Raw genomic sequence first — 19,520 nt, forward strand, 5'->3', positions numbered from 1 at the left:
GTGATATACTGACTTGAACGAACGCTAATCGAGGTGATATAGAATGTTGGAACGTTCTATGGAGAATGTAATGGAATCCGAACAGGAAAGGGGATGTTGCGATTAAACAAAATAAGAAAAGAGGACGATACACATGCACACACAGCGTACGATCATGAGCGACGGATTTGCTTTGAATGTTTCCATTCATGGAAGGGGCATGCCCATATTGGTGGTGGGAAGCAGCATTTACTATCCCCGCTTATTTTCGGAGTTGCTCTATACCCAATTTCAATTGATTTTCCTGGATCACAGAGGATTTGTGAAGCCCCCTCGAGCACTGGAACCGGAAGACTATACACTGGATCAGGTTCTGGATGATATCGAAACGGCAAGACAAACGCTGGGACTGGAGGATTTTATCATATTAGGGCATTCGGGGCACGCCTTCATGGCCTTGGAGTATGCCGCCCAATATCCGGAGTCTGTCCGGAAGGTCATTCTGCTGAATGCTGCGCCGACCAACAGCCTGGAACGACAGCAGCAGAGTTTGGATGGCTTCAACGAAACGGCAAGTCCTGCCCGGAAGCGGCAGTTTGAAGGTGATATGGCCCTGCTGGAAGGTGATATTCAGAGGGAGCCCGAGCGGCGCTTTGTTCATATGTGCATCCGGATGGGAGCCCACAGCTTCTATAACTATGCCTTTGATGCGGCATCGATGTGGGATGGAGTTTTCACGAACATGCCCGTTATGGATCATTTATGGGGAGAGGCTTTCGCGCAGCTCAATCTGATCGAATCACTGAAAGGCTTCACCAAGCCGGTATTCCTCGGTCTTGGGCGTTACGACTACCTGGTCGGCCCCGTATCGCTATGGGATACTGTCGACGGATCGCAAGAGAACGTGAAGAAGGTCATTTTTGAAAAAAGCGGCCATAATATGATGTTCGAGGAGCCTGAGCTTTTTGAGGCCATATTGACGGCTTGGATTCATGAAACAGACAGCTAATCCGGTGAAGTAACTAACGTATACCAATGGATGAACTAAGAGGAGCCCGCAGCATTCCCGCTGGGGCTCCTCTTCTGTAGTACTAGTGTTTCAACCGATAAACCCTCGCTTCATACGGCTTCAGCGGCAGCGTGCGGACGCTCTTCTCCTTGCCGACCTCCATGTTGGAAATCAACAGCTCGAATTCACGGTACTTGATATCCTTTGACAGATGGAATACCGTTTCATCTGCCGTCAGGTTCGTGATGATCAGCAATTGCTCGTCTTCCAGCGTTCGGGTGTACGCATAGATCCGCTTATGATTCTTCAACAGAAGCTCATAGGAGCCGTATACCAATGCAGGATAAGCCTTGCGAATTTCAATCATTTTTTTATAGTAATGATAGATGGAATTCGGATCTTTCCGTGCCTTCTCGACATGGATCTCCTTGTAATTCGGATTTACCTTCAGCCACGGGGTGCCGCTCGTGAATCCTGCCTGCTCCCCGTCATTCCACTGCATCGGTGTTCGGGAATTATCCCGTCCATTCTTCCAGATGATCCTCATGATCTCGTCATGACTCTTGCCGTTCTCGGATTCGATGCGGTACAGATTCTTGATTGCCACATCATTGTAGTCCTCAATGGATTCAAACTGCACGTTTGTCATTCCGATTTCCTGGCCTTGATAGATAAACGGAGTCCCCTGCATGAAGAAATACATCGTAGCCAGCGACTTGGCGGATGCATCCCAATACGCACCGTCATTGCCCCATGTAGATACCGACCGCGGCTGGTCATGATTCTCCATGAAGAGAGCGTTCCAGCCTACGCCTTCAAGGCCCTTTTGCCAGCGGGTCAGGGTTTTCTTAAGCGCATAAATGTCTACGCCCCCGGTAACACTCTTGCTCCAAAGTCCCATGTGCTCAAATTGAAAAATCATGTTAAATTTGCCGCTGGACTCTCCTACCCACAGATCCGCATCCTGAACGCTGACGCCGTTCGCTTCGCCCACCGTCATAATGTCATACCGATCAAACGTTTCTTGCTTCAGCTCGTTCAGGAACATATGAATGCCTTCCCGGTTCATATGTCCGTCCATGGAAGGCACATATCTCAGCTTGTATTTATTTGGCATATCGGGGAATCCCGGTACCTTCTTGATGTGGGAGATCGCATCAATCCGGAAGCCATCGATACCTTTATCCAGCCACCAGTTGATCATATCGTACAGTTCTCGGCGCACGTTCGGATTTTCCCAATTCAGGTCCGGCTGTTTGCGGGAGAAAATGTGCATGTAGTACTGTTCCGTCGGTTCATCATATTCCCACACGGAACCACCGAAGATGCTCTCCCAGTTGTTCGGCTCCTCGCCGTTCTTGGCATCCGTCCATATATAATAATCACGCTTGGGATTGCTCTTGCTCGAACGCGATTCGATAAACCATGGATGCTCATCGGAGGTATGGTTGATCACCAGGTCCATGATCAGTTTCATGCCCCGATTATGAACCTCTTGGAGCAGCTGATCAAAATCCTGAATTGTTCCAAACTCTTCCATGATGTCCTGATAATCGGAAATGTCGTATCCGTTATCGTCGTTCGGCGATTTGTATATCGGGCAAATCCAGATGACATCGATGCCGAGCTCCTTCAAGTAATCCAGCTTCGATATAATACCTTGCAAATCTCCGATGCCATCGCCATTGCTGTCCATAAAACTTCGAGGGTAGATCTGATACGCTACGGCCTCTTTCCACCAAATTCTCTCTGTCATTCGTGCACTCCTCGTATGTTGTCCTTGTTTGTTATCGTTTTGCTCTATATGGACTCTAAAAATACATCCTTCATCATTATCCATTGTCTGCGTTCCCCGTCAAGTCCCCATATAAGGTTCCATCTATGGTGTAGAAACTCTGTAATTAGAAATTCGTGAGAATTTCCTGGAAAACAACTAATTATCGTATGTAGCTGTTCAGGCTAGGACCGCTTCGCCTGCTGAATCAGTGGATGATTGAGGTTAAGTTAACAAGGCTATTTCGTGTTCATTTGGACTCAGGTTCCGTTATTTGCTTAAAACCACTCTATTTGCGAGTCCAATCGGACACAGGTTCCGTTATTCGCTAAAAACCACTCTATTTTCGTGTCCACTCGGACTCAGGTTCCGTTATTCGCTCAAATCACGGATAAATACCCCGAAAATTGTGAAATAACGGATCTCTTGTCCTCGTATCATTACAAATTAGCAAAAAACAACAAAATAGCGGAACCACGGTCCTCTAAAAACGGTCAATCCATACTTGATCGTAAATGGTACCCGTGCTCCCTTGATGAAGCCCTGTTTTTCCCCAAGGTCTTGGCGCAAGATACATTAACACCTAGGGTCTCGTAGAAAGTACATAACCCATAAGGCCATTGTACAGAGCACATACACCCTAAGTCATACAGAGCACATAAACCCTAAGGTCCTCATAAAGGGCACATTAACTCTTAGGGCGATCGTACAGAGCACATCCAACCGCTAGGGTCATTGCAGAGTACATAAATCCTAAGGTCATCGTACAGAGTACAAACCCCCAAGGGTCATCCTACAAAGTTACAAAGTACATAAATCCCCCAAGTCATCGCACGGAACACAAAATCCCTAAAGTCATCATACTAAGCACTTAATCCCTAGGACTCGTCGTACAAAGCACACACTCAACGGATTCAGCACCCCGTCCTCCCAACCCAATCTGCCTCAACCTTCCTTCAAGGTTTAAGGAGGCGGAACTCTTCCGCCCTCCTCAGAAGGACAAGCCCTCCAGCCTGCGGGTCTCCTCCTCAATCCGGCTTGTATCGATACGCTCAAACAATAGCTCCACGTGATGGAGGAGCTCGCCAGCCGGAACATCGCACCAGTTCCACGCTGCTGGCTTCAGCGAGAGAAAGCTTCTAATTTTATCACAGGAGAACGGGATAAACGGCTGCAGCAGATTCGTAAGGTTAGCGATGATCTGAACACAGGTGAAGAGGGTATCCCCGCAGGCTTCGCGATCCTCCTTGACCTGAATCCATGGCTTGCGCTCATCAAAATATTTGTTCGCACGACGTACCACACTAAAAATGAATTCCAGCGCCTCCTTCAATCGCCCCTCTTCGATGAGCGTTCCGGCCTCCCGGTACAATGACTCCATGCGTCTCTGCCACTCTTCTGTTATGCGCCCTTCGGGTACCTTCCCGTCAAACGATTTGTTCACAAACACCAAAGTTCGATTCACGAGATTCCCAAAAGCCCCGAGCAGCTCCCCATTATGGCTATGAATGAACTCCCGCCAGGAAAAATCGGTATCCCGCTTCTCGGGACCGTTCGCAATGAGGAAGTAGCGAATCGAATCCGGCTGATAGCGACTCAGCAAATCCGGTACCCAGATCGCCCAGTTCCGACTGGTCGAGAACTTCCTCCCTTCCAGCGTCATGTACTCACAGGAAATGATCCGATCCGGTACATGCAGTCCTCCGGCACCCTTAAGCAGCGCTGGCCAGATCAATGTGTGAAACGGGATATTGTCTTTCCCATGAACATAATAAGCTGTTATATCCTCCCTCTCTTTAAGCCAAAAGGACTCCCAGTCGCCGCCCGTTTCCGCGGCCCACTGCTTGCTGGCGGATAGATAGCCGCTCACCGCCTCAATCCATACATAGATTTTCTTATCCTCGAAGCCAGGGACGGGTACATCCACTCCCCAAGTGAGATCCCTCGTCGCCGCCCGGTCCACAAGCCCTTCCTCCAGATATCTTCGCGTCAGCTGGATCGCATTCTCCCGCCAGCCCTTGGCGTTATTCAGGTCATCGGTGAGCTCTGCTTGAAAATGCGACAACGAAACATAATAATGCTCGGTTGGCCGTTCTACTGGCGGGTTGCCGCAGATTTTGCAGGCTCGGTTACTCAGATCCGACGGATCCAGCAGGGTTGAACAGACGTCGCACTGGTCACCGCGAGCCCTGCTGCCGCATACCGGACAGTCTCCTTCCACATAACGGTCCGGCAGAAACCGCCGATCGGTCTCGCAATACGTCTGCTGGATCGTTTTCCGATACAGATGGCCGTTATCCAGCAGCTTCAGAAACAGCTCCTGAACCACGCCATGATGAAATTCCTGATCGGTTCGCGTATACAAATCGTAGGAAAATCCCAGCTGTTCGAAGCATTTCGCAAACTCTCCATGATACCGATCCGCAATATCCCGAGGCGTTACCCCCTCTTGAATCGCCTGCACTGCCACCGGCGTACCATGGCAATCGCTGCCGGACACATACAACACCTGCTCTCCCTTCGCGCGGAAATAACGCGCTAACACGTCGCCGGGCAGTAAGCTTGCGAGCCGGCCCAAATGTAAGGAACCGTTGGCATAAGGCCAGGCACCGCCAATAAAAATGTTTGTCATATCGTTCATCCTCCTTTTAGTGGACAACAAAAAAAGCCCTCATCCCAAAGGGACGAGAGCTTGTCGCTCACGTGGTACCACCCAATTTCATTCATGCCTCGCGGCATTCACCTCTTCGGGTACGGCGCGAATCATCGCGGGTATACCCTAGCACGTTAACGGATGCGGGTTCCGGCACAGCCTACAACCCGCTTACGGGTTTCGGTGCACAGCTCAGAGACCATATTCCCAAGGTTCTTTCCTTACCCCTTTTCACCAGCCGGGGCTCTCTGTTCAAAGACGTCGCCAAGGTACTCTTTCTCTTCATTGCTTTTGCTCGACTTATTCAAGTTATTGGAAATAATACACGATCCTAACTCAAGAAGTCAAGAGGAAGGAGGCGAAGCCTTTCTTACTCTCGTTCTGCCGTCCCGCAGCGCCCCCACTTTCTTGCCCAGCATGATATTCAATTTCTTGCGGGCTCTGCTCATGCGATTCCGTACATTGACAGGCTCAATCTGAAGGACTTCCGCAATTTCCAAGGTGTTGAATTTCTCATAGTAATACAAATACATCGGCTGTCTCAAGGTTTCAGGCAATGCAAGCACAGCGGACAGCAGAGCATCGCCTGGATCCTCGCTACCAATAGCCAATTCCAGAGGTGTCTGCATGGTGCATTCGCTTAAACGATCCCTAGAAAGAAAGTCCATCGATATCAGCTCCATTTCGTCATAGGTCGATCCATTCTTCCTTATCACCCCTTAAGGTTGAACTCAGGCCCGCTTACTGATCGGTCGAAATGGCCTTACATGGCGTAGTTCAGGAGTTGATTGGCCGGTCTTTGAGGACCGTGGTTCCGCTATTTTGCTGTTTTCTGCTGGTTTGTAACAATATGAGGACAAGAGATCCGTTATTTCAGGATTTTCGATGATTAATCCTCGATTCTGGCACATTAACGGAACCTGTGTCCGAGTGGACTCGAAAGTGGACCGCAGTGTCAGGAATAAAGCACCCCATGTCGGGTTATCGAGATCAAGCTTCGGACTTGCCTGTATTTCCAAGCCACTCCAGCCTCCTGATCCCGCTCCATCTGCTGCTGCCGTATGAGGTATTCAACAACAAACCAATTGTTCATCCACCTCTCTCCTTTCCCCGGCTCATAAGTTCATATTTTTTTGAACTAAATAATTTAGTTCAATTATATACGAACTAATAATAAGTTCAATATTTATTTTTCCCAGGTTGTGGTATCATAAAAACGGATAGATGAGCCCTTGAAGGAGAATGACCATGACCTTAATCAGAATTGACTATTCGCCTGTTCACGAGCTGGTAACCAGCTTGTTCGCATATACAGACAATAAAAATCAACTGCACGATCTCGGCAATAAATGGAGGAAGGAAATTGAGAAGAAGCTGCCTGCATCTTTTAAGAAGAAGCTGGAAGAGATGAACCTGTACGAAACCATTGCTTATCTGCATCTGATCATTGTCGACAGCCCGGAAAAAGACAACGTCGAGCGGTTTCTCAGCTGGTTCAAAAGCTTAGGCGAAGGTCAGTTGTATGAGCTCTTGGCGCCTTATCTTGAGGATGGAATACCCATGGGGCTTAAAACGTTCCGTGATCTTAGCCATGAGGTCATGTTAGAGTGGCAACAGGCCTATACCATCCCGCCTGAGATTCATGAATTACTGGGGCGCTCCGCCGCACGTATGGAACAATTGAAGCCACAACTTTCATACATCGATCTGATTGATGAAGCAACGAGCGGCATTGTGCTGGATTCCTCAGACGAATACAACGGCCTGCTTCTCATCCCCACCTATCACATCAAGCCGCTGAACCGGCTGGACTTTGTGAGCAATCAACTCATCGTTAGCTATGCCGTAGACGATGAGCAGGTTGACGAGGATACACCAACCAATCAGCTGCTGCGCATGACCAAGGGATTGGCTGACGAGAAGAGGCTGACGCTGCTGCACATTTTGGCTAATGGACCGGTCACATTTACCGAATTACAGCAGAAGACCAAGCTTTCCAAGAGCAATCTCCACTATCACCTGTCCCTGCTCAAAACCGCGGGGCTCTTGCGAATGCATTTCAAAATGCCAAACGAAAAATATAAATACAGCGCAAGACCCGAGTCATTCAATCAACTGAAGGGTTTACTGGAGTCTTATGTATTCGGACTTACAGGCCACAATGATCGGTGAGGAGGAATAATGGGTGTTTATCATCTTTGTAGGTGCGGTCCTCGGCGTCATGCAAACGTTATTGAACTTCATTATCGTTGACAAAGAAGAAAGCAAGTTCAAAAAAATGTACGATACCGCCGGAGCCTCATATTATTTCCGTGGAAGCATGATCTTCTTCATCGTGATTATCGTAATTGCAATCATCAGCTTCTTGGACATAATCACGGCGGCAGCTATTCAGCGGATGTTTCTCGTCTCCCTGATTATTGCTCTGGCCCTTCGCGCGTATATGGAATGGAAGTACCTCCGCAATACGAACCAGCATAAAGCCACGCTGATCCTATTAGGCACCCTGCTTCTTTTTTCTGTATTTTTCTTTTTGTTAAAATAAGTTCATGCTCATCACAAAAAAGCCTGGAACACAAGGTTCCAGGCTCCAGGCTGCCGAGGACATCCCGGCGGCTGTTTTTATAGTTCCGTACGAATATGGAGCCGACCGCTAATCTCGACTCTATCGTTCACTAGCTGTTCGCCAGCATGACAGTCAGAGCGCTCTTGGCCGGCATCTCCAGCTGCAATGCCTCTTCCCCGCGCAGCTGGATCGCCACGCTCTCCGGTGCCTCGCTGTCGTTGAACAATACGGCTGCGATTGAACCATCCGTATTCTTGAAGGCAACAGAGCGGATCAGATCATTGCTGGTGGAAGCAACACGCAGCGCTTTCGGACGGACACATTTGCTGAAATGTGCCAGCGCATAATAGTCCAGCGTATACGTTAGCTCCTTCGTCTGCTGATTAACGGTCACGATGCCGCGGCAGGTGCTTTTGCCAAAGCCAGGCACGGTAGGACCATTCTTCTCATCCAAGGCCATATTCCACAGCACATAGGACTTACTATGATTGCGCAGAATCTCAATACCCGTCCGCATCACATTGGAGAAGGCCTGCTCAAACGGCGGAATCCACTCACCGCCCGACCCTTCCGTAAAATGCACCTCTTTGCCGGGGAAAGCTTCGAATACGTCCGATTGGGCCGACGGCTTGCCGCCATACCAGTGCCAGGCAACACCATCCACTGCATCTTCCGCTTGCTCGAATACCGTCATCGGGTAATCCGGCTTATCCCAGTTATGATCATAACAGAGGATTTTTGTATCGATCCGGTTCTCCACGAATTTCGGCTTCAAGTGATTCTTGATGAATTCGCTTTGCGCTTCAGGCAGCATGATCATGCCCGGATAATGCCCGGGTGAATACAGTGCCTCATTTTGCGGGGTAACGGCATAAATCGGGAGACCGTGTGAAGCATATCCCTGAATATAGCGCACAAAATAATCAGCATACACCGAATAATATTCCGGCTTCAGCTCTCCGCCAATCATCGAGCCGCTCGTCTTCATCCAGCCTGGGGGACTCCAGGGCGAGCCCATCAGCTTCACATCCGGATTCAATCGCAGCGCTTCCTGCAGGAGTGGAATCATATCATCCTCATCGTGTGCGATGGAGAACTGCTTCAGCTCCTCATCGGATTGACCTTCCGGCAGATCATTATAACTATAGAAATCCCGAGCGTAATCAGACGCGCCCATCGGTTGCCTCAGTACCGACAGACCGATCCCTTCGCTCGGATCGAACAATTGTGTCATGAGCTCCGAACGCTGCTCAGTCTCCAGCACTTGATGAATCAGATACGCAGCGGAATCCGTAAAGGACGCTCCAAAGCCATCCATCTCCTGAAACGTCTGCTCCTCATCGATAACAATTGTATGCTGCTGTGCCTCCGGGGATACGGGCGCCAGCTGCTCCTTGGTTCTCTTAACGAATAATTGCTCTTCACCGTTTGACTGGTAGATTGTGATGTTCGACATGTTGTTTCCCTCCAGTGTTCTGTTTATATTTCCTATCCCATGGCTTTACTCTGAACCGCTGACATAGAGAAAGCCCCTTCCTATCAAGAAAGGAGCTCTCCCGGCAAGAGATTTACTTATTTCAGCCCCAGCTTTTCTTTGTTCGCTTTCATCTTCTCGTTGCGGACTTCGGTGATTTTATCCCAGTGGTTATCGTCCAGAAACTTTTTGTATTCGTTCAAAAGGCTATCGAATGCTGCATCATCCTTCGAACGGATCATACTGACGAGAGTTGAGTTCCATTTCGTATTGATGGCTGTCAGGGAGCGTGCTTCCGGTGTTCCCTGGTCCGGGTTGATATTCTCCAAAATAAAGTGCGGTACCAGCTTCCCTTTGCCCCATTCCTGCATCTGCTTGATGGCATCCGGGAATGCATCCCCGCTCAGCGCTTTGTGGCGGTCATGACCGAAGAACATGAATTCGCCCATACGGTAGTCCTTCTTGAACGTATCCGGATTGTTCATCTGAAGATCCTTCACCTCAGGAAGGAACTCTACCTTTCCATCTGCATTCACCTGGTAGGTCTCGCCTTCAATCCCATAGTTCATCAGCATTTGTCCTTCTTCGCTTAGCAGGTACGTGAAGAGCTGAATGGATTTGGCAGGATCTGCATTCTCTTTCGTAATAAAGCTGATCATCCAGCCGGTGATACCGGATTGGTTCAGGGTCGGCGCATGTCCGACCGTGCTTTGCGGTCCGTCAATCGCGATGTACTCACTGCCTTTGTTGTTGCTGTAGAAGCTCTGCAGGTTACCGCCCTGCTGCGGCGTGCCGTCCAGCATCATCGTTGCGTATTTGCCTGCTTTGACCTTCTCTTCAAAAGCTGTTCCGTCATCGGCAAAGCTGTCATCGCTGATCGCTCCGTCACGATATACGGTATTGAATGCCTTCACCCAAGTCAGATAGTCTTCATCCAGGTTACGGTTATAGAAACCGCCGTTCTCGTCTTCCAGCGGCACGCCGATGAAATCCTGCAGGACGTCTCCAAGCGAGCCGGTACCTTCACCGATGGAGTTAAAGCCCAGTGGAATCAGAGCTGGGAACTGCTTCTTGATGTCCGCGAGAGCGGCCCGGAATTCTTCCGGCGTTCCCATAGCCGGCTTCCCTATAGCCTCATATACGTCCTTGCGGATAATAAATGCCGTTTTGGCAGGAATGTTACCGCTGTCATAATCTTCCTGCGTATTGGAATAGTTCGGATATCCGTACGTTTTGCCGTCCTTCAACTGGAACCAGTTGATCGTATCCTGTGCTGCTACTGTATTGAAATAAGGATCATATTTCTCGGCAAGATCGTTTAACGGCAGCGCCCATGTGGCCGCCTTTTGCACAACCGGGGAGTTGGAGTCAAACGTTGTGATCAGATCCGGCATTTCTCCGCCTGCAAAAAACGTATTCAATTTGGTGTCGTCACCCGTAATGAATTTGATGTTGATGTTCAGATCTTCCTTGATTTTTTTAGTTACAACGTCCTTGCCAAAATCCGTGTTCCACCAGTCTGCATTCACGTACCAAGTAAGCTCGGTTGCCTCCTCTTTTTTATCCAGCTGCCAAGCAGGGGTCTCTGCGTCCGGTGTATAGCGGTCCTCGATCGAAACCCAGTTTTCCTTCTTGGAGCCGGAATTGCCGCCAGATCCGCCGCATCCGCTTACAACCAATACAACAGCCATCAATGCGGTGATCAGCGTAAGTCCCTTCTTGCCAAAAGCTTTGTTCTTCAACATCCTGTAACCCTCCCTTTAAATAAAAGCGCTTTCTTATTAGGCCCTAACCTGTACAGGTATGCTTCTGTTCCACTCCCCTAAGAGCAGCAGCTCTACTCTTTAACTGCCCCCAGCATCATGCCGGAGATAAAATATCTCTGTAATATTGGATACATCACAACAATTGGCAGCGTTGTCACGACAATGGTTGCTAGTTGGACCCCTTTGGTGGTCGTCTGAATCGCAACCGAACCGATATTTTGCATCGATTGGGTCTGGGACTGCACAATTATCTCATACAGCATCATCTGTAACGGATACAGCGATTGATCCGTGATGTACAACTTGGTGGTCATGAAATCATTCCACTGACCGACCCCGTTAAACAAGGCAATAGTCGCCATAGCTGGCATGGAGAGAGGAATGAAGATGCTCAGGAAAATTCTCCAGTCGCCCCCGCCGTCGATCTTCGCCGATTCCTCCAGCGAATCCGGTACGTTGCGGAAGAAGTTCATCAGAATAATAACATCGTAAAAACTCAACAGAGCGGGAATGATATAAACCCAAAAGCTGTTTAGCAGCCCCAAGTCCTTCATCAACAGGTACGTCGGAATCATGCCGCCCGAGAAAAACATGGTGACGACACCCATCGACACATAGAATTTACGGCCGCGGACGTATTTTTTGCTCAAGCCATAACCCACCATGGCACAGAAGAACACGTGCGTGATGACCCCGATTACGGTTTTGGCAACCGAGATGAAAAAGGCATTCCATATGTTGGCATCCCGGAACACGGCCTGATAATTCTCAAGCGAGAATTCCGTAGGCCAGAAGATGAACCCGCCCTCGGCCAGCGACCTGCCCGAGCTGAAGGATGAAACAACCACGTTCCACAGCGGAACGACAATGATGATGGTAAACGTAACCAGTAGAATGATATTGATCGTATCAAAGATCTTGCTGTCGAGATCCCCTTTTGCTGCTTTCAAATTCACCGTATTACCTCCTTCTGCATGACCTATAGAACGGATTGATTATCATTCAATTTACTGGTCACCTTATTAGCCGTAACGAGCAGAATGACAGATATGATGGATACACCCAAACCAACGGCGGTGGCATAAGAGAAATCGCCTTGCGTCATACCCATCCGGTATACGTACGAGTTAATGACTTCGGCCTTTTCCCGGTTCTGCGAATTCATGAGCACCAGGGTTTGATCCAGATTCGATCCCAATAAACCGCTTACAGTAAGGATCAAATTCAAGCTAATAATCATCTTCATGTTCGGCAGGGTGATGTTCCAGATTTGTCTCAGCCGACTCGCCCCATCAATTTTGGCAGCCTCGTAATAGGTAGGATCAATCTTGGCCATGATCGCCAAGTACAGAATCGTTCCCCACCCGGCTTCCTTCCATATATCCGATAACGTTGCGATCCACCAATACTTGCTCGGGTCGAGCAGAATATTTTGCGGCTGCGAGATTAACCCGAGACTCAGCAAAATTTCGTTGAATAGGCCAGATGTCGAGAACCAGGTAATGAGCATGCCGCCCAATACGATCCAGGACAAGAAGTGAGGCAGATAGGAGACCGTTTGGACGAATTTCTTGAACCGCCCCATGCCCACCTCGTAAATCATAATGGCCAGAATGATCGGGATGACAAAACCGATCGCCAGCTTCAGGAAGCTGATGCCCAGCGTATTGACCACGGAATCCCAAAAATACTTATCAGATAAAATAATTTTGAAATTATCGAAGCCAACCCATGGAGCAGAATCCAGTGTATCGATCACGGTGTAATTTTTAAAAGCAATGGTCAAACCGTAAATCGGAATGTAGCAAAAAATAAACATAAAAATAACGCCCGGAATAATCATCGACTGAAGCTCCCATTGCCGCCTGAAATCAATGAAGAATTCCTTGATTCTCTGCCCCATCGGCTTCTTCCCGGTTGGCTGAACCGTACCCGTGCCAGTTGACTGAACTGCAGCTGTTTTGCTCACCTGCTTAGCCTCCTTTGATCATAAAATCGATATAATAATCAGCCTCAATAAAAACGTTTTTATTTTTGGCGAAAAAATCACCATGATATGATGATCATTTTAAAAAAACAGATACAAAAAATTCCGTTTCTTCACTTAAACCGATTCGTTCCGATTCATCTTCACGTGACTGGAGCCGCGAACGACCAGCTCCCCCGGCAGTTTCTGAATCCTGCCCTTCTCTTTCTTCTGAATCATGCGAACCAGATGATCCACGACCAGAATGCCTTGTCTGGCAATCTGATTGCGTACAGTCGAGAGAGGCGGGGTGAAATACTGCGCGATATCGATATCATCGAAGCCCACAACGCTGATATCCTGCGGAACCTCGTAACCAAGGGACTTCAGGGCCTTGATGCAGCCAATGGCACTCACATCGTTACCGGCAAGGAAAGCATCCGGCACTTTGCCGGGATGGAGATGAAGAAGCGATTTTACAGCAGAATAGGAGCCTTCCTCCTCAAAATAACCTTGCAGTATGTAGTCGCCATCGATCGGGAACTGGCACTCTCGCAGTGCAGCCAAATATCCCTCTTTGCGCTGAACGCTGTCAAACATCGTATCCACGCCGGAAATATACGCAATTTTCTTATGACCCAGGCTGATCAGGTATTTGGTTGCCTCATAACCGGCTACGTAAGAGTCGAATATGATGCTGCCCATCGTCTCGTTCTGAACCTCACGGTCCAGGAATACAGCCTTAATCTTGTCTTTCTCCATGGCGGCGATGTCTTTATCGTCGATCTTCAGCTCTTCAAAGATAATAACGCCATCCACTCGGCCGCCCATAATATTGCTCATAATGACCTGCTTATCCTTCGTAACAAACACGTTCAATCCATAACCCAGACGGTCACATTCACGTGACATCGACTCAACCAGTGTGTAGAAGTAAGGCCCTGACACGCTTGTTGTAAAGAAGCCCAGCATATTGGTCTTTCCCGACTTCAACAGCTTCCCGTTCAGGTTCGGTACATAGTTTAGTCGCTCCGCCACCTTCAGCACATGTGATTTGGTCTCCGGGTTCAATACATCTACATCATTCAAAGCATTGGAAACCGTAGAAATGGAAACTCCGGCTTCTCTTGCCACATCCTTAATCGTTACCTTACCCATATAACTATTCTTCCTTTGCGATAAAAACGTTTTTATGTACATAAGTTACCATACATATGAGGTGAACACAATGCTTTTTTTCGACGACTGCAGAGATTTTTACTTAGAGCCATATAGTTTATCGAAAAAAATCCCTTGAGCTTAAATGTTTATGTGAATATTGGCATTTGGATTAATTGGAATCCAAGTGTAAAAGGGGGGAATACAAAGCTAAAACTTTGACGTCTGTGTATATTTTTTTGAAAAATATAGTAAATCAGTATAACTAATCCTCTGCTGGCAGCGTTCTTATATATGTAATAAGTACTTTTTACGGAAAAAGGAGGCGTTTTTATGGGAATCAAAAAAAAAATAATTATAGGTGCATTAGCTGTTAGTGCTCTATTTACAGGGAGTTTAGCAGCATTTGCAGGATATGATAGTAGATTTTATTATCCAAAAAGCACCTATGATGCAATTGTAAAAACAGCAGATAATTATAGCTATCTTGCAGCTGCTACGGGATCATACAATTGTTTAGCTTACGTTAAAGGATATACAGATATATGGCTTTGGCCATGGGGAACTAGTAACCCTACACTTTCACAGATGGATTTATACATGAATCAAGATGGTTATCTTGCTTATAGCTATTCGCAAGGATCTAGCGGTACTAAAATTATTGCATATGGCACCTCCACAAATAACATAACACATGTCGCTAAGCCAGCAGATAATAATTACTCCAACGCCAAGTGGGGACAATTGGAAAGATTACAATCCCTAGGCTGGGATCCATACAGTAGTTCTTCTTACGGAAGTGCTCTCAGAATATATAAATAAAATTCCGAGGTGAAGAAATATGTTTAAATCAAAAAAAGTGTTAATATTATTATCGATCATGTTCATCATTGGTTTTGCTACCACTTCAGTATATAATTTAGTCGCTCAAGCGTCAGTAGAGGAAAAAATGACGAACTCCATTATTAAAATTCAAAAACAGATAGAACTGGAAATACAAAATCATTCTACCTTAGCAGCGAGCAGCAACCCTTACGATTACGTGAATAACATCAAAGAAGTTGAGAACATTGTTGATTTAGGGTACAGGGCATTGCCTTATATTGAACAGAATATTGATGAGAGCGAAGGCAGTGGTCTTATGGATTACATTTTAGCTATTGCTGCTGAAAAGATAGCTAAAGTGGATCTTAAGAAAAACTCAAAGACATTCTGGGATACTGGTAATGCATTTTCACAACAGTGGAAAAAGCAGCTTCAGCAAACTCCACAAGAAGTTAATCATATCGCTAATTCAAACCTCTCAGTTGATGAGAAAATCAAGTCATTAGAGACTCTTGGCATACCTGCCATTCCATTCATAATAGAGAAAGTTAAAGAAGGCAATAACGAGTTATTCCCTGCAATACCACTCATTTTAGGAGAAGAAAATACAATTCAATCATCTCAGCCAGGGGATGAAGCAGTATGGATTAAGGACAACGAAACAAAATTTGAAGACTTAAAGGCATACGTCCTATCGAAATAAAACAAAAAATAATACAGCCATGAACACGGGGCTCCCCTATTCATGGCTGTATTTAGTATAAAACAAATTCATGCTAAATCATTACGTCTGTCACGCAAGCCTTTCAGAACATTGCCATCCCCAGCGCCTCAGCCAGTCCCTCCAGATCCAGTCCGTCGGCGGCAAAAGCGGTGCGGACAAGCTTCGGCGGAACAAACTCGTCATATTTGCCGAGATACGGCGCCTCATCCGGGCCCAGAAGCGCCCCGGCATCCTCGCAATCCGTCAGCTCCTTGCGGATTTCCTCCATCAGCGTCACGTTATCCACCTTGCCCGCGACAACCATGTAATACGGCTCCATCGGCACGATGGAGCGAAGGGCCAGCCGCTCCGACAGATTATGCTTCAGCAATCGCTCCAGTGTCCGGAACTGCTTGCTCCCTGCCCAAGGCAGAATGAACAGGGAATCGCCCCCCGCCGGAATGACCACCTGCTTCAGCAGTCCGCTCTCCCGGGCAAGCCGGCGAGCCCGCTCCAGGCGGTTTACCGCACCCGGTGCCAGGTACGGATAGATGGTGCTGTCCGCCAGCACCTCCCGCATCTTCTGCACCACGCGGGTATGCACATCGCCGCCTGCGCCAAGCCACAACGTATCGACCTTGCCCTTGGCCGATTTTACGTACAGTGCCTTATGCTTCGTATCGACTTCCTCCACCTTCCACAGCATACCTGCCAGCGAGAAGCAATAGCCGGGCGGAGGTACCGTCGTAATCGATCCGATTTCTTCCGACCCGTTATAGACGACATGCTCTTCATCGTCTTTAAACACCGCATAGAAGCGGTAGTTGTTGACGATTTTCTCTCCGCCAAGACCGATGATGAGACTGCCTTCTTCCGTACGCTGGATATGGTCCGTCTGGAGCAAATACTGCAAGAACTCCTTGTACTCCTCCGGCTCGATGCCGCGGAAGGCCGGGAGCGTCAGCACCGCTCGCGCCAGATCCGGCGGCTCGGCCTCCCCCATGCTCTTAAGCGTGCTCATCGTCTGATGGTAGAGCACGCCCACCGGTTTCTTCCGCAAGGCCAGCGGTTCGACCCACTTCTCGCGAATATACAGCTCAATGACGGCAATGGCCCGAAGCAGCATCCATGGCATGCGTGCAGGCAGCATGGCCTCCTCGTCCTCATCCTCCGGACAGAGGAACATCATCTCGGAGGCTTGATCCCCGCGCCGGCCGGAGCGGCCGAGCCGCTGAACGAAGCTGGAGCAGCTGTACGGCGCGCCCAGTTGGATGACCCGCTCGAGCTCGCCGAGATCAATGCCGAGCTCGAGCGTCAGGGTGGCCGCGGCAACCGCTGGCCCCGAACCTTCGCGGAGCGCGGCCTCGGCTTCCTCGCGCAGCATGGCCGAGATGCTTCCATGGTGCACATGGAAGACATCCCGCTGCTCGCGCTTGGCCGCAATCCGCCGCAGCTCAAGCGTAGTCAGCTCGGCATCCGAGCGGCTGTTGGTAAAGACCAGCGCTTTTTTCAGATGGGTGCTGTCGTATACAAAATCGTAGTAGGCTTTGCGGGCAAGCGCGAGCTGCTCCGCCTGCTTCTCGTCCCGTGCATCGGGGAAGGAGAAATGCTCGACCGACAGCCGCAGCTTGCGTCCTCCTTGCGGCGAAACGACCTCGACCGCATTCTTCGTGCCTGCGCCCAGCCAGCTGGCTGCGGTCTCATAATCGCTAAGCGTTGCCGACAGCCCGATGCGGCGAGGCGAGCAGGAAGCCATCCGCTCGATCCGGGTCAGCTGACTCAGCACCTGAATGCCCCGATCGGCCCCCATGAAGGCGTGCACCTCATCAATAATTACGTACCGCAAATCCTGGAACAACGCCGGAATGGCATTCGGCCGGTTCATAAGCAGCCCCTCCAGCGATTCCGGCGTAATCTGCAGCACGCCGCAAGGTTTCTGCATCAGCTTGGTTTTCTCGGCTTGGGACACATCGCCATGCCAATGCCACACCGGCACCTGACCCTCCTTCAACAAGTCGGTGATGCGTTCAAACTGGTCGTTAATCAGTGCCTTCAGCGGCCCGATATACAGAATGCCTACCGAACTGGAAGGCTCATTGTACAGCTCCGTCAGCGCCGGGAAGAACGCGGCCTCGGTCTTGCCCGATGCGGTACCGGAAGCGATCAGCAGATGGTTCGGCGTATCGAACAGGACGCGGCAGGCTTCCACCTGCGCTTCGCGGAGCGTGTCCCATCTCTTTTTATAGATAAATTCCTGAATGAACGGGGCCAGCCTGGTAAAAGGGTTCGCACTCATAGCTCAAACTCCGCCAGCAGATCGTCCAAATCGTCCGCAGCCGCTTCATTATTCCCCTTGCCTTGCGGCTGCGCCGCGGCGCGTTCTCCCAGGAGCTCCTCGAAGACGGCCTCCGGATGCTGATGCAGCGTATGCAGCAGATCCATGAAGTCCCGCACCACCTCGCGGGTGGTAAGCAGCTCCTCAGCCCCCAGCCGGTTCACGGCGATCTGCATGAAGGCGATCAATTGCTCATCCGTCAGCTGCGGCTCATACTTGAAGTGGAGGGCGTGAATATCCCGCAGCTTTTGCAGCAGAATGAGAATTTCCTCGTACGACAGCATGTCCAGCTTCAGGATGGGCGAGGTGTAGGTTTTCAGCGAACCGCCGCCGTAGCGCCCGTCGATCAGGCGGGAGCGCAGCGCATCATAACTGAACAGCCCCCGGCGCTCATCCTCGACAAACTGCGGCGTTCCGCCCATATAGATGCCCAAATGCTCCGCCTTGCCCTGCATGGTGTCGTTGAACATGGTCAGCAGTTTCTCGTAGTTGCTCTGGCGGGATACACTATTGGTAATTTTGTAGAGGTTAACCCCTTCATCAATAAACAACAGCAGTCCCTTATAACCGATGGCCGCCGTAAATTCGGACCACAGCTTCATGTAGTCATACCAATTGTCGTCATCGATAATGACCCCCACGCCGAGGTCCTTGCGTGCTTCTGTCTTCGTTGGCACTTCTCCGCGGAGCCAGCGCAGCGCTGCCCCCTTGCGGTCATCGTCGCCCAGTTTATAGCCGTTCCAGTAAGCAGCCAGCACCTTCGCAAAATCAAACCCATGCACCAGGTTCTGCATGCCGTTAGTCACCGTATAAATCTGCAGCTCCACGCTTTCGTTCAGCGCAGGGTCATCCGGGCGCATGCCCGTCTCCTGCATGATATCCTGCTGGATCGCGGCGATCCATTTCTGCAAAATAGCTTCCAGCGCACCGCCGTCCGGCCTGGTTCTCGTGGACAGATGGGTCATCAGCTCCCGGTACGTGGCAAGCCCCTGCCCCTTCGTACCCACCAGCCGCCTCTCCGGCGACAGATCCGCATCCGCCACTACAAAATCGCGATCCATCGCGTAGTTGCGGATAATCTGCAGCAGGAAGCTTTTGCCGCTTCCGTAGCGGCCCGTAATCAGGCGGAAGGCAGCCCCGCCCTCGGCGATATTATCCATATCGAGCAGGATAGACTCCACCTCCGGCTTCCGTCCAACAGCAATAAACTCCAGCCCCACCCGTGGCACAACCCCTGCCGTTAAAGAGTTTACGAGGGCCGTTGTGAGCCGTTTGGGGATTTTCAATTCAGTCATGGTTCCACCTCTCTCAA

The 19,520-nt window shown here is 49.5% G+C and carries 16 protein-coding genes; 5 read left to right on the forward strand and 11 right to left on the reverse strand.

The window, feature by feature from the left end; translation table 11 throughout:
* The first annotated feature begins 133 nt into the window (after nt 1-133).
* The gene (locus tag PGL02S_RS24505; protein ID WP_036644318.1) at nt 134-988 is read left to right on the forward strand and encodes an alpha/beta fold hydrolase; all 855 of its coding nucleotides are present in this window, start codon (nt 134-136) and stop codon (nt 986-988) included.
* 82 nt (nt 989-1,070) lie between these two features.
* Here PGL02S_RS24505 and PGL02S_RS24510 read toward each other — a convergent pair whose 3' ends face one another.
* The 4 genes from PGL02S_RS24510 to PGL02S_RS28400 form a co-directional block, all read right to left on the reverse strand.
* On the reverse strand, nt 1,071-2,744 hold the full coding sequence (locus PGL02S_RS24510) for a glycoside hydrolase family 13 protein (RefSeq protein WP_036644316.1): 1,674 nt from the start codon (nt 2,742-2,744) through the stop codon (nt 1,071-1,073).
* Nucleotides 2,745-3,753: 1,009 nt separating this feature from the next.
* Nucleotides 3,754-5,394 (reverse strand): methionine--tRNA ligase, encoded by a 1,641-nt coding sequence (gene metG / locus PGL02S_RS24515; RefSeq protein WP_036644312.1) that lies wholly within the window; start codon nt 5,392-5,394, stop codon nt 3,754-3,756.
* Nucleotides 5,395-5,759: 365 nt separating this feature from the next.
* Entirely contained in the window at nt 5,760-6,131 is a 372-nt protein-coding gene (locus tag PGL02S_RS24520; RefSeq protein WP_244892321.1) for a sigma factor-like helix-turn-helix DNA-binding protein, read from the reverse strand.
* Between the two features lie 239 nt (nt 6,132-6,370).
* A complete protein-coding gene (locus tag PGL02S_RS28400) occupies nt 6,371-6,508 on the reverse strand; it encodes a hypothetical protein (RefSeq protein WP_164481471.1) in 138 nt (45 codons plus the stop codon).
* A 155-nt stretch (nt 6,509-6,663) separates the two neighbouring features.
* Between PGL02S_RS28400 and PGL02S_RS24525 the strand changes: the two genes are divergently transcribed.
* Together PGL02S_RS24525 and PGL02S_RS24530 are read left to right on the forward strand one after the other, a co-directional pair.
* Nucleotides 6,664-7,587 (forward strand): ArsR/SmtB family transcription factor, encoded by a 924-nt coding sequence (locus PGL02S_RS24525; protein WP_036644308.1) that lies wholly within the window; start codon nt 6,664-6,666, stop codon nt 7,585-7,587.
* Nucleotides 7,588-7,600: 13 nt separating this feature from the next.
* On the forward strand, nt 7,601-7,960 hold the full coding sequence (locus PGL02S_RS24530) for a DUF4181 domain-containing protein (protein ID WP_036644304.1): 360 nt from the start codon (nt 7,601-7,603) through the stop codon (nt 7,958-7,960).
* A gap of 130 nt (nt 7,961-8,090) precedes the next feature.
* Here the strand turns inward: PGL02S_RS24530 and PGL02S_RS24535 are convergent, their stop codons facing one another.
* From PGL02S_RS24535 to PGL02S_RS24555, 5 genes are all read right to left on the reverse strand, one after another.
* Nucleotides 8,091-9,437 carry a glycoside hydrolase family 30 protein gene (locus PGL02S_RS24535; RefSeq protein WP_036644301.1) on the reverse strand — a complete coding sequence of 449 codons (1,347 nt, stop codon included), beginning with the start codon at nt 9,435-9,437 and terminating at the stop codon, nt 8,091-8,093.
* A 116-nt stretch (nt 9,438-9,553) separates the two neighbouring features.
* The gene (locus PGL02S_RS24540) at nt 9,554-11,200 is read right to left on the reverse strand and encodes a type 2 periplasmic-binding domain-containing protein (protein WP_036644299.1); all 1,647 of its coding nucleotides are present in this window, start codon (nt 11,198-11,200) and stop codon (nt 9,554-9,556) included.
* A 92-nt stretch (nt 11,201-11,292) separates the two neighbouring features.
* Nucleotides 11,293-12,177, reverse strand: coding sequence for a carbohydrate ABC transporter permease (locus PGL02S_RS24545; protein WP_006207602.1), 885 nt, complete (start codon nt 12,175-12,177; stop codon nt 11,293-11,295).
* Between the two features lie 23 nt (nt 12,178-12,200).
* Entirely contained in the window at nt 12,201-13,190 is a 990-nt protein-coding gene (locus tag PGL02S_RS24550) for an ABC transporter permease (protein ID WP_173937125.1), read from the reverse strand.
* A gap of 135 nt (nt 13,191-13,325) precedes the next feature.
* A complete protein-coding gene (locus tag PGL02S_RS24555) occupies nt 13,326-14,345 on the reverse strand; it encodes a LacI family DNA-binding transcriptional regulator (RefSeq protein WP_036644296.1) in 1,020 nt (339 codons plus the stop codon).
* 333 nt (nt 14,346-14,678) lie between these two features.
* On the opposite strand from PGL02S_RS24555, the gene PGL02S_RS24560 reads away from it, so the two are divergent.
* Nucleotides 14,679-15,167 carry a DUF7689 domain-containing protein gene (locus PGL02S_RS24560; RefSeq protein ID WP_051449360.1) on the forward strand — a complete coding sequence of 163 codons (489 nt, stop codon included), beginning with the start codon at nt 14,679-14,681 and terminating at the stop codon, nt 15,165-15,167.
* A gap of 19 nt (nt 15,168-15,186) precedes the next feature.
* Nucleotides 15,187-15,873, forward strand: coding sequence for a hypothetical protein (locus PGL02S_RS24565; protein WP_051449359.1), 687 nt, complete (start codon nt 15,187-15,189; stop codon nt 15,871-15,873).
* Between the two features lie 103 nt (nt 15,874-15,976).
* On the opposite strand, the gene PGL02S_RS24570 is transcribed toward PGL02S_RS24565, so the two are convergent.
* Nucleotides 15,977-18,169, reverse strand: coding sequence for a DEAD/DEAH box helicase (locus tag PGL02S_RS24570; protein WP_036644294.1), 2,193 nt, complete (start codon nt 18,167-18,169; stop codon nt 15,977-15,979).
* Entirely contained in the window at nt 18,166-19,503 is a 1,338-nt protein-coding gene (locus tag PGL02S_RS24575; RefSeq protein WP_036644292.1) for an ATP-binding protein, read from the reverse strand. The genes PGL02S_RS24570 and PGL02S_RS24575 overlap by 4 nt, the downstream gene beginning before the upstream one ends.
* Nucleotides 19,504-19,520 lie beyond the last annotated feature (17 nt).

It is taken from the genome of Paenibacillus glucanolyticus NBRC 15330, assembly GCF_004000885.1.
Classification (GTDB): domain Bacteria; phylum Bacillota; class Bacilli; order Paenibacillales; family Paenibacillaceae; genus Paenibacillus_AQ; species Paenibacillus_AQ glucanolyticus.

Excerpts from the sequence above, each read along its gene's own strand:
- PGL02S_RS24505 (WP_036644318.1), top strand. The coding sequence starts at position 134 with ATGCACACACAGCGTACGATCATGAGCGACGGATTTGCTTTGAATGTT.
- PGL02S_RS24510 (WP_036644316.1), bottom strand. The coding sequence starts at position 2,744 with ATGACAGAGAGAATTTGGTGGAAAGAGGCCGTAGCGTATCAGATCTAC.
- metG (WP_036644312.1), bottom strand. The coding sequence starts at position 5,394 with ATGACAAACATTTTTATTGGCGGTGCCTGGCCTTATGCCAACGGTTCC.
- PGL02S_RS28400 (WP_164481471.1), bottom strand. The coding sequence starts at position 6,508 with ATGAACAATTGGTTTGTTGTTGAATACCTCATACGGCAGCAGCAGATG.
- PGL02S_RS24525 (WP_036644308.1), top strand. The coding sequence starts at position 6,664 with ATGACCTTAATCAGAATTGACTATTCGCCTGTTCACGAGCTGGTAACC.
- PGL02S_RS24535 (WP_036644301.1), bottom strand. The coding sequence starts at position 9,437 with ATGTCGAACATCACAATCTACCAGTCAAACGGTGAAGAGCAATTATTC.
- PGL02S_RS24540 (WP_036644299.1), bottom strand. The coding sequence starts at position 11,200 with ATGTTGAAGAACAAAGCTTTTGGCAAGAAGGGACTTACGCTGATCACC.
- PGL02S_RS24555 (WP_036644296.1), bottom strand. The coding sequence starts at position 14,345 with ATGGGTAAGGTAACGATTAAGGATGTGGCAAGAGAAGCCGGAGTTTCC.
- PGL02S_RS24560 (WP_051449360.1), top strand. The coding sequence starts at position 14,679 with ATGGGAATCAAAAAAAAAATAATTATAGGTGCATTAGCTGTTAGTGCT.
- PGL02S_RS24565 (WP_051449359.1), top strand. The coding sequence starts at position 15,187 with ATGTTTAAATCAAAAAAAGTGTTAATATTATTATCGATCATGTTCATC.
- PGL02S_RS24570 (WP_036644294.1), bottom strand. The coding sequence starts at position 18,169 with ATGAGTGCGAACCCTTTTACCAGGCTGGCCCCGTTCATTCAGGAATTT.
- PGL02S_RS24575 (WP_036644292.1), bottom strand. The coding sequence starts at position 19,503 with ATGACTGAATTGAAAATCCCCAAACGGCTCACAACGGCCCTCGTAAAC.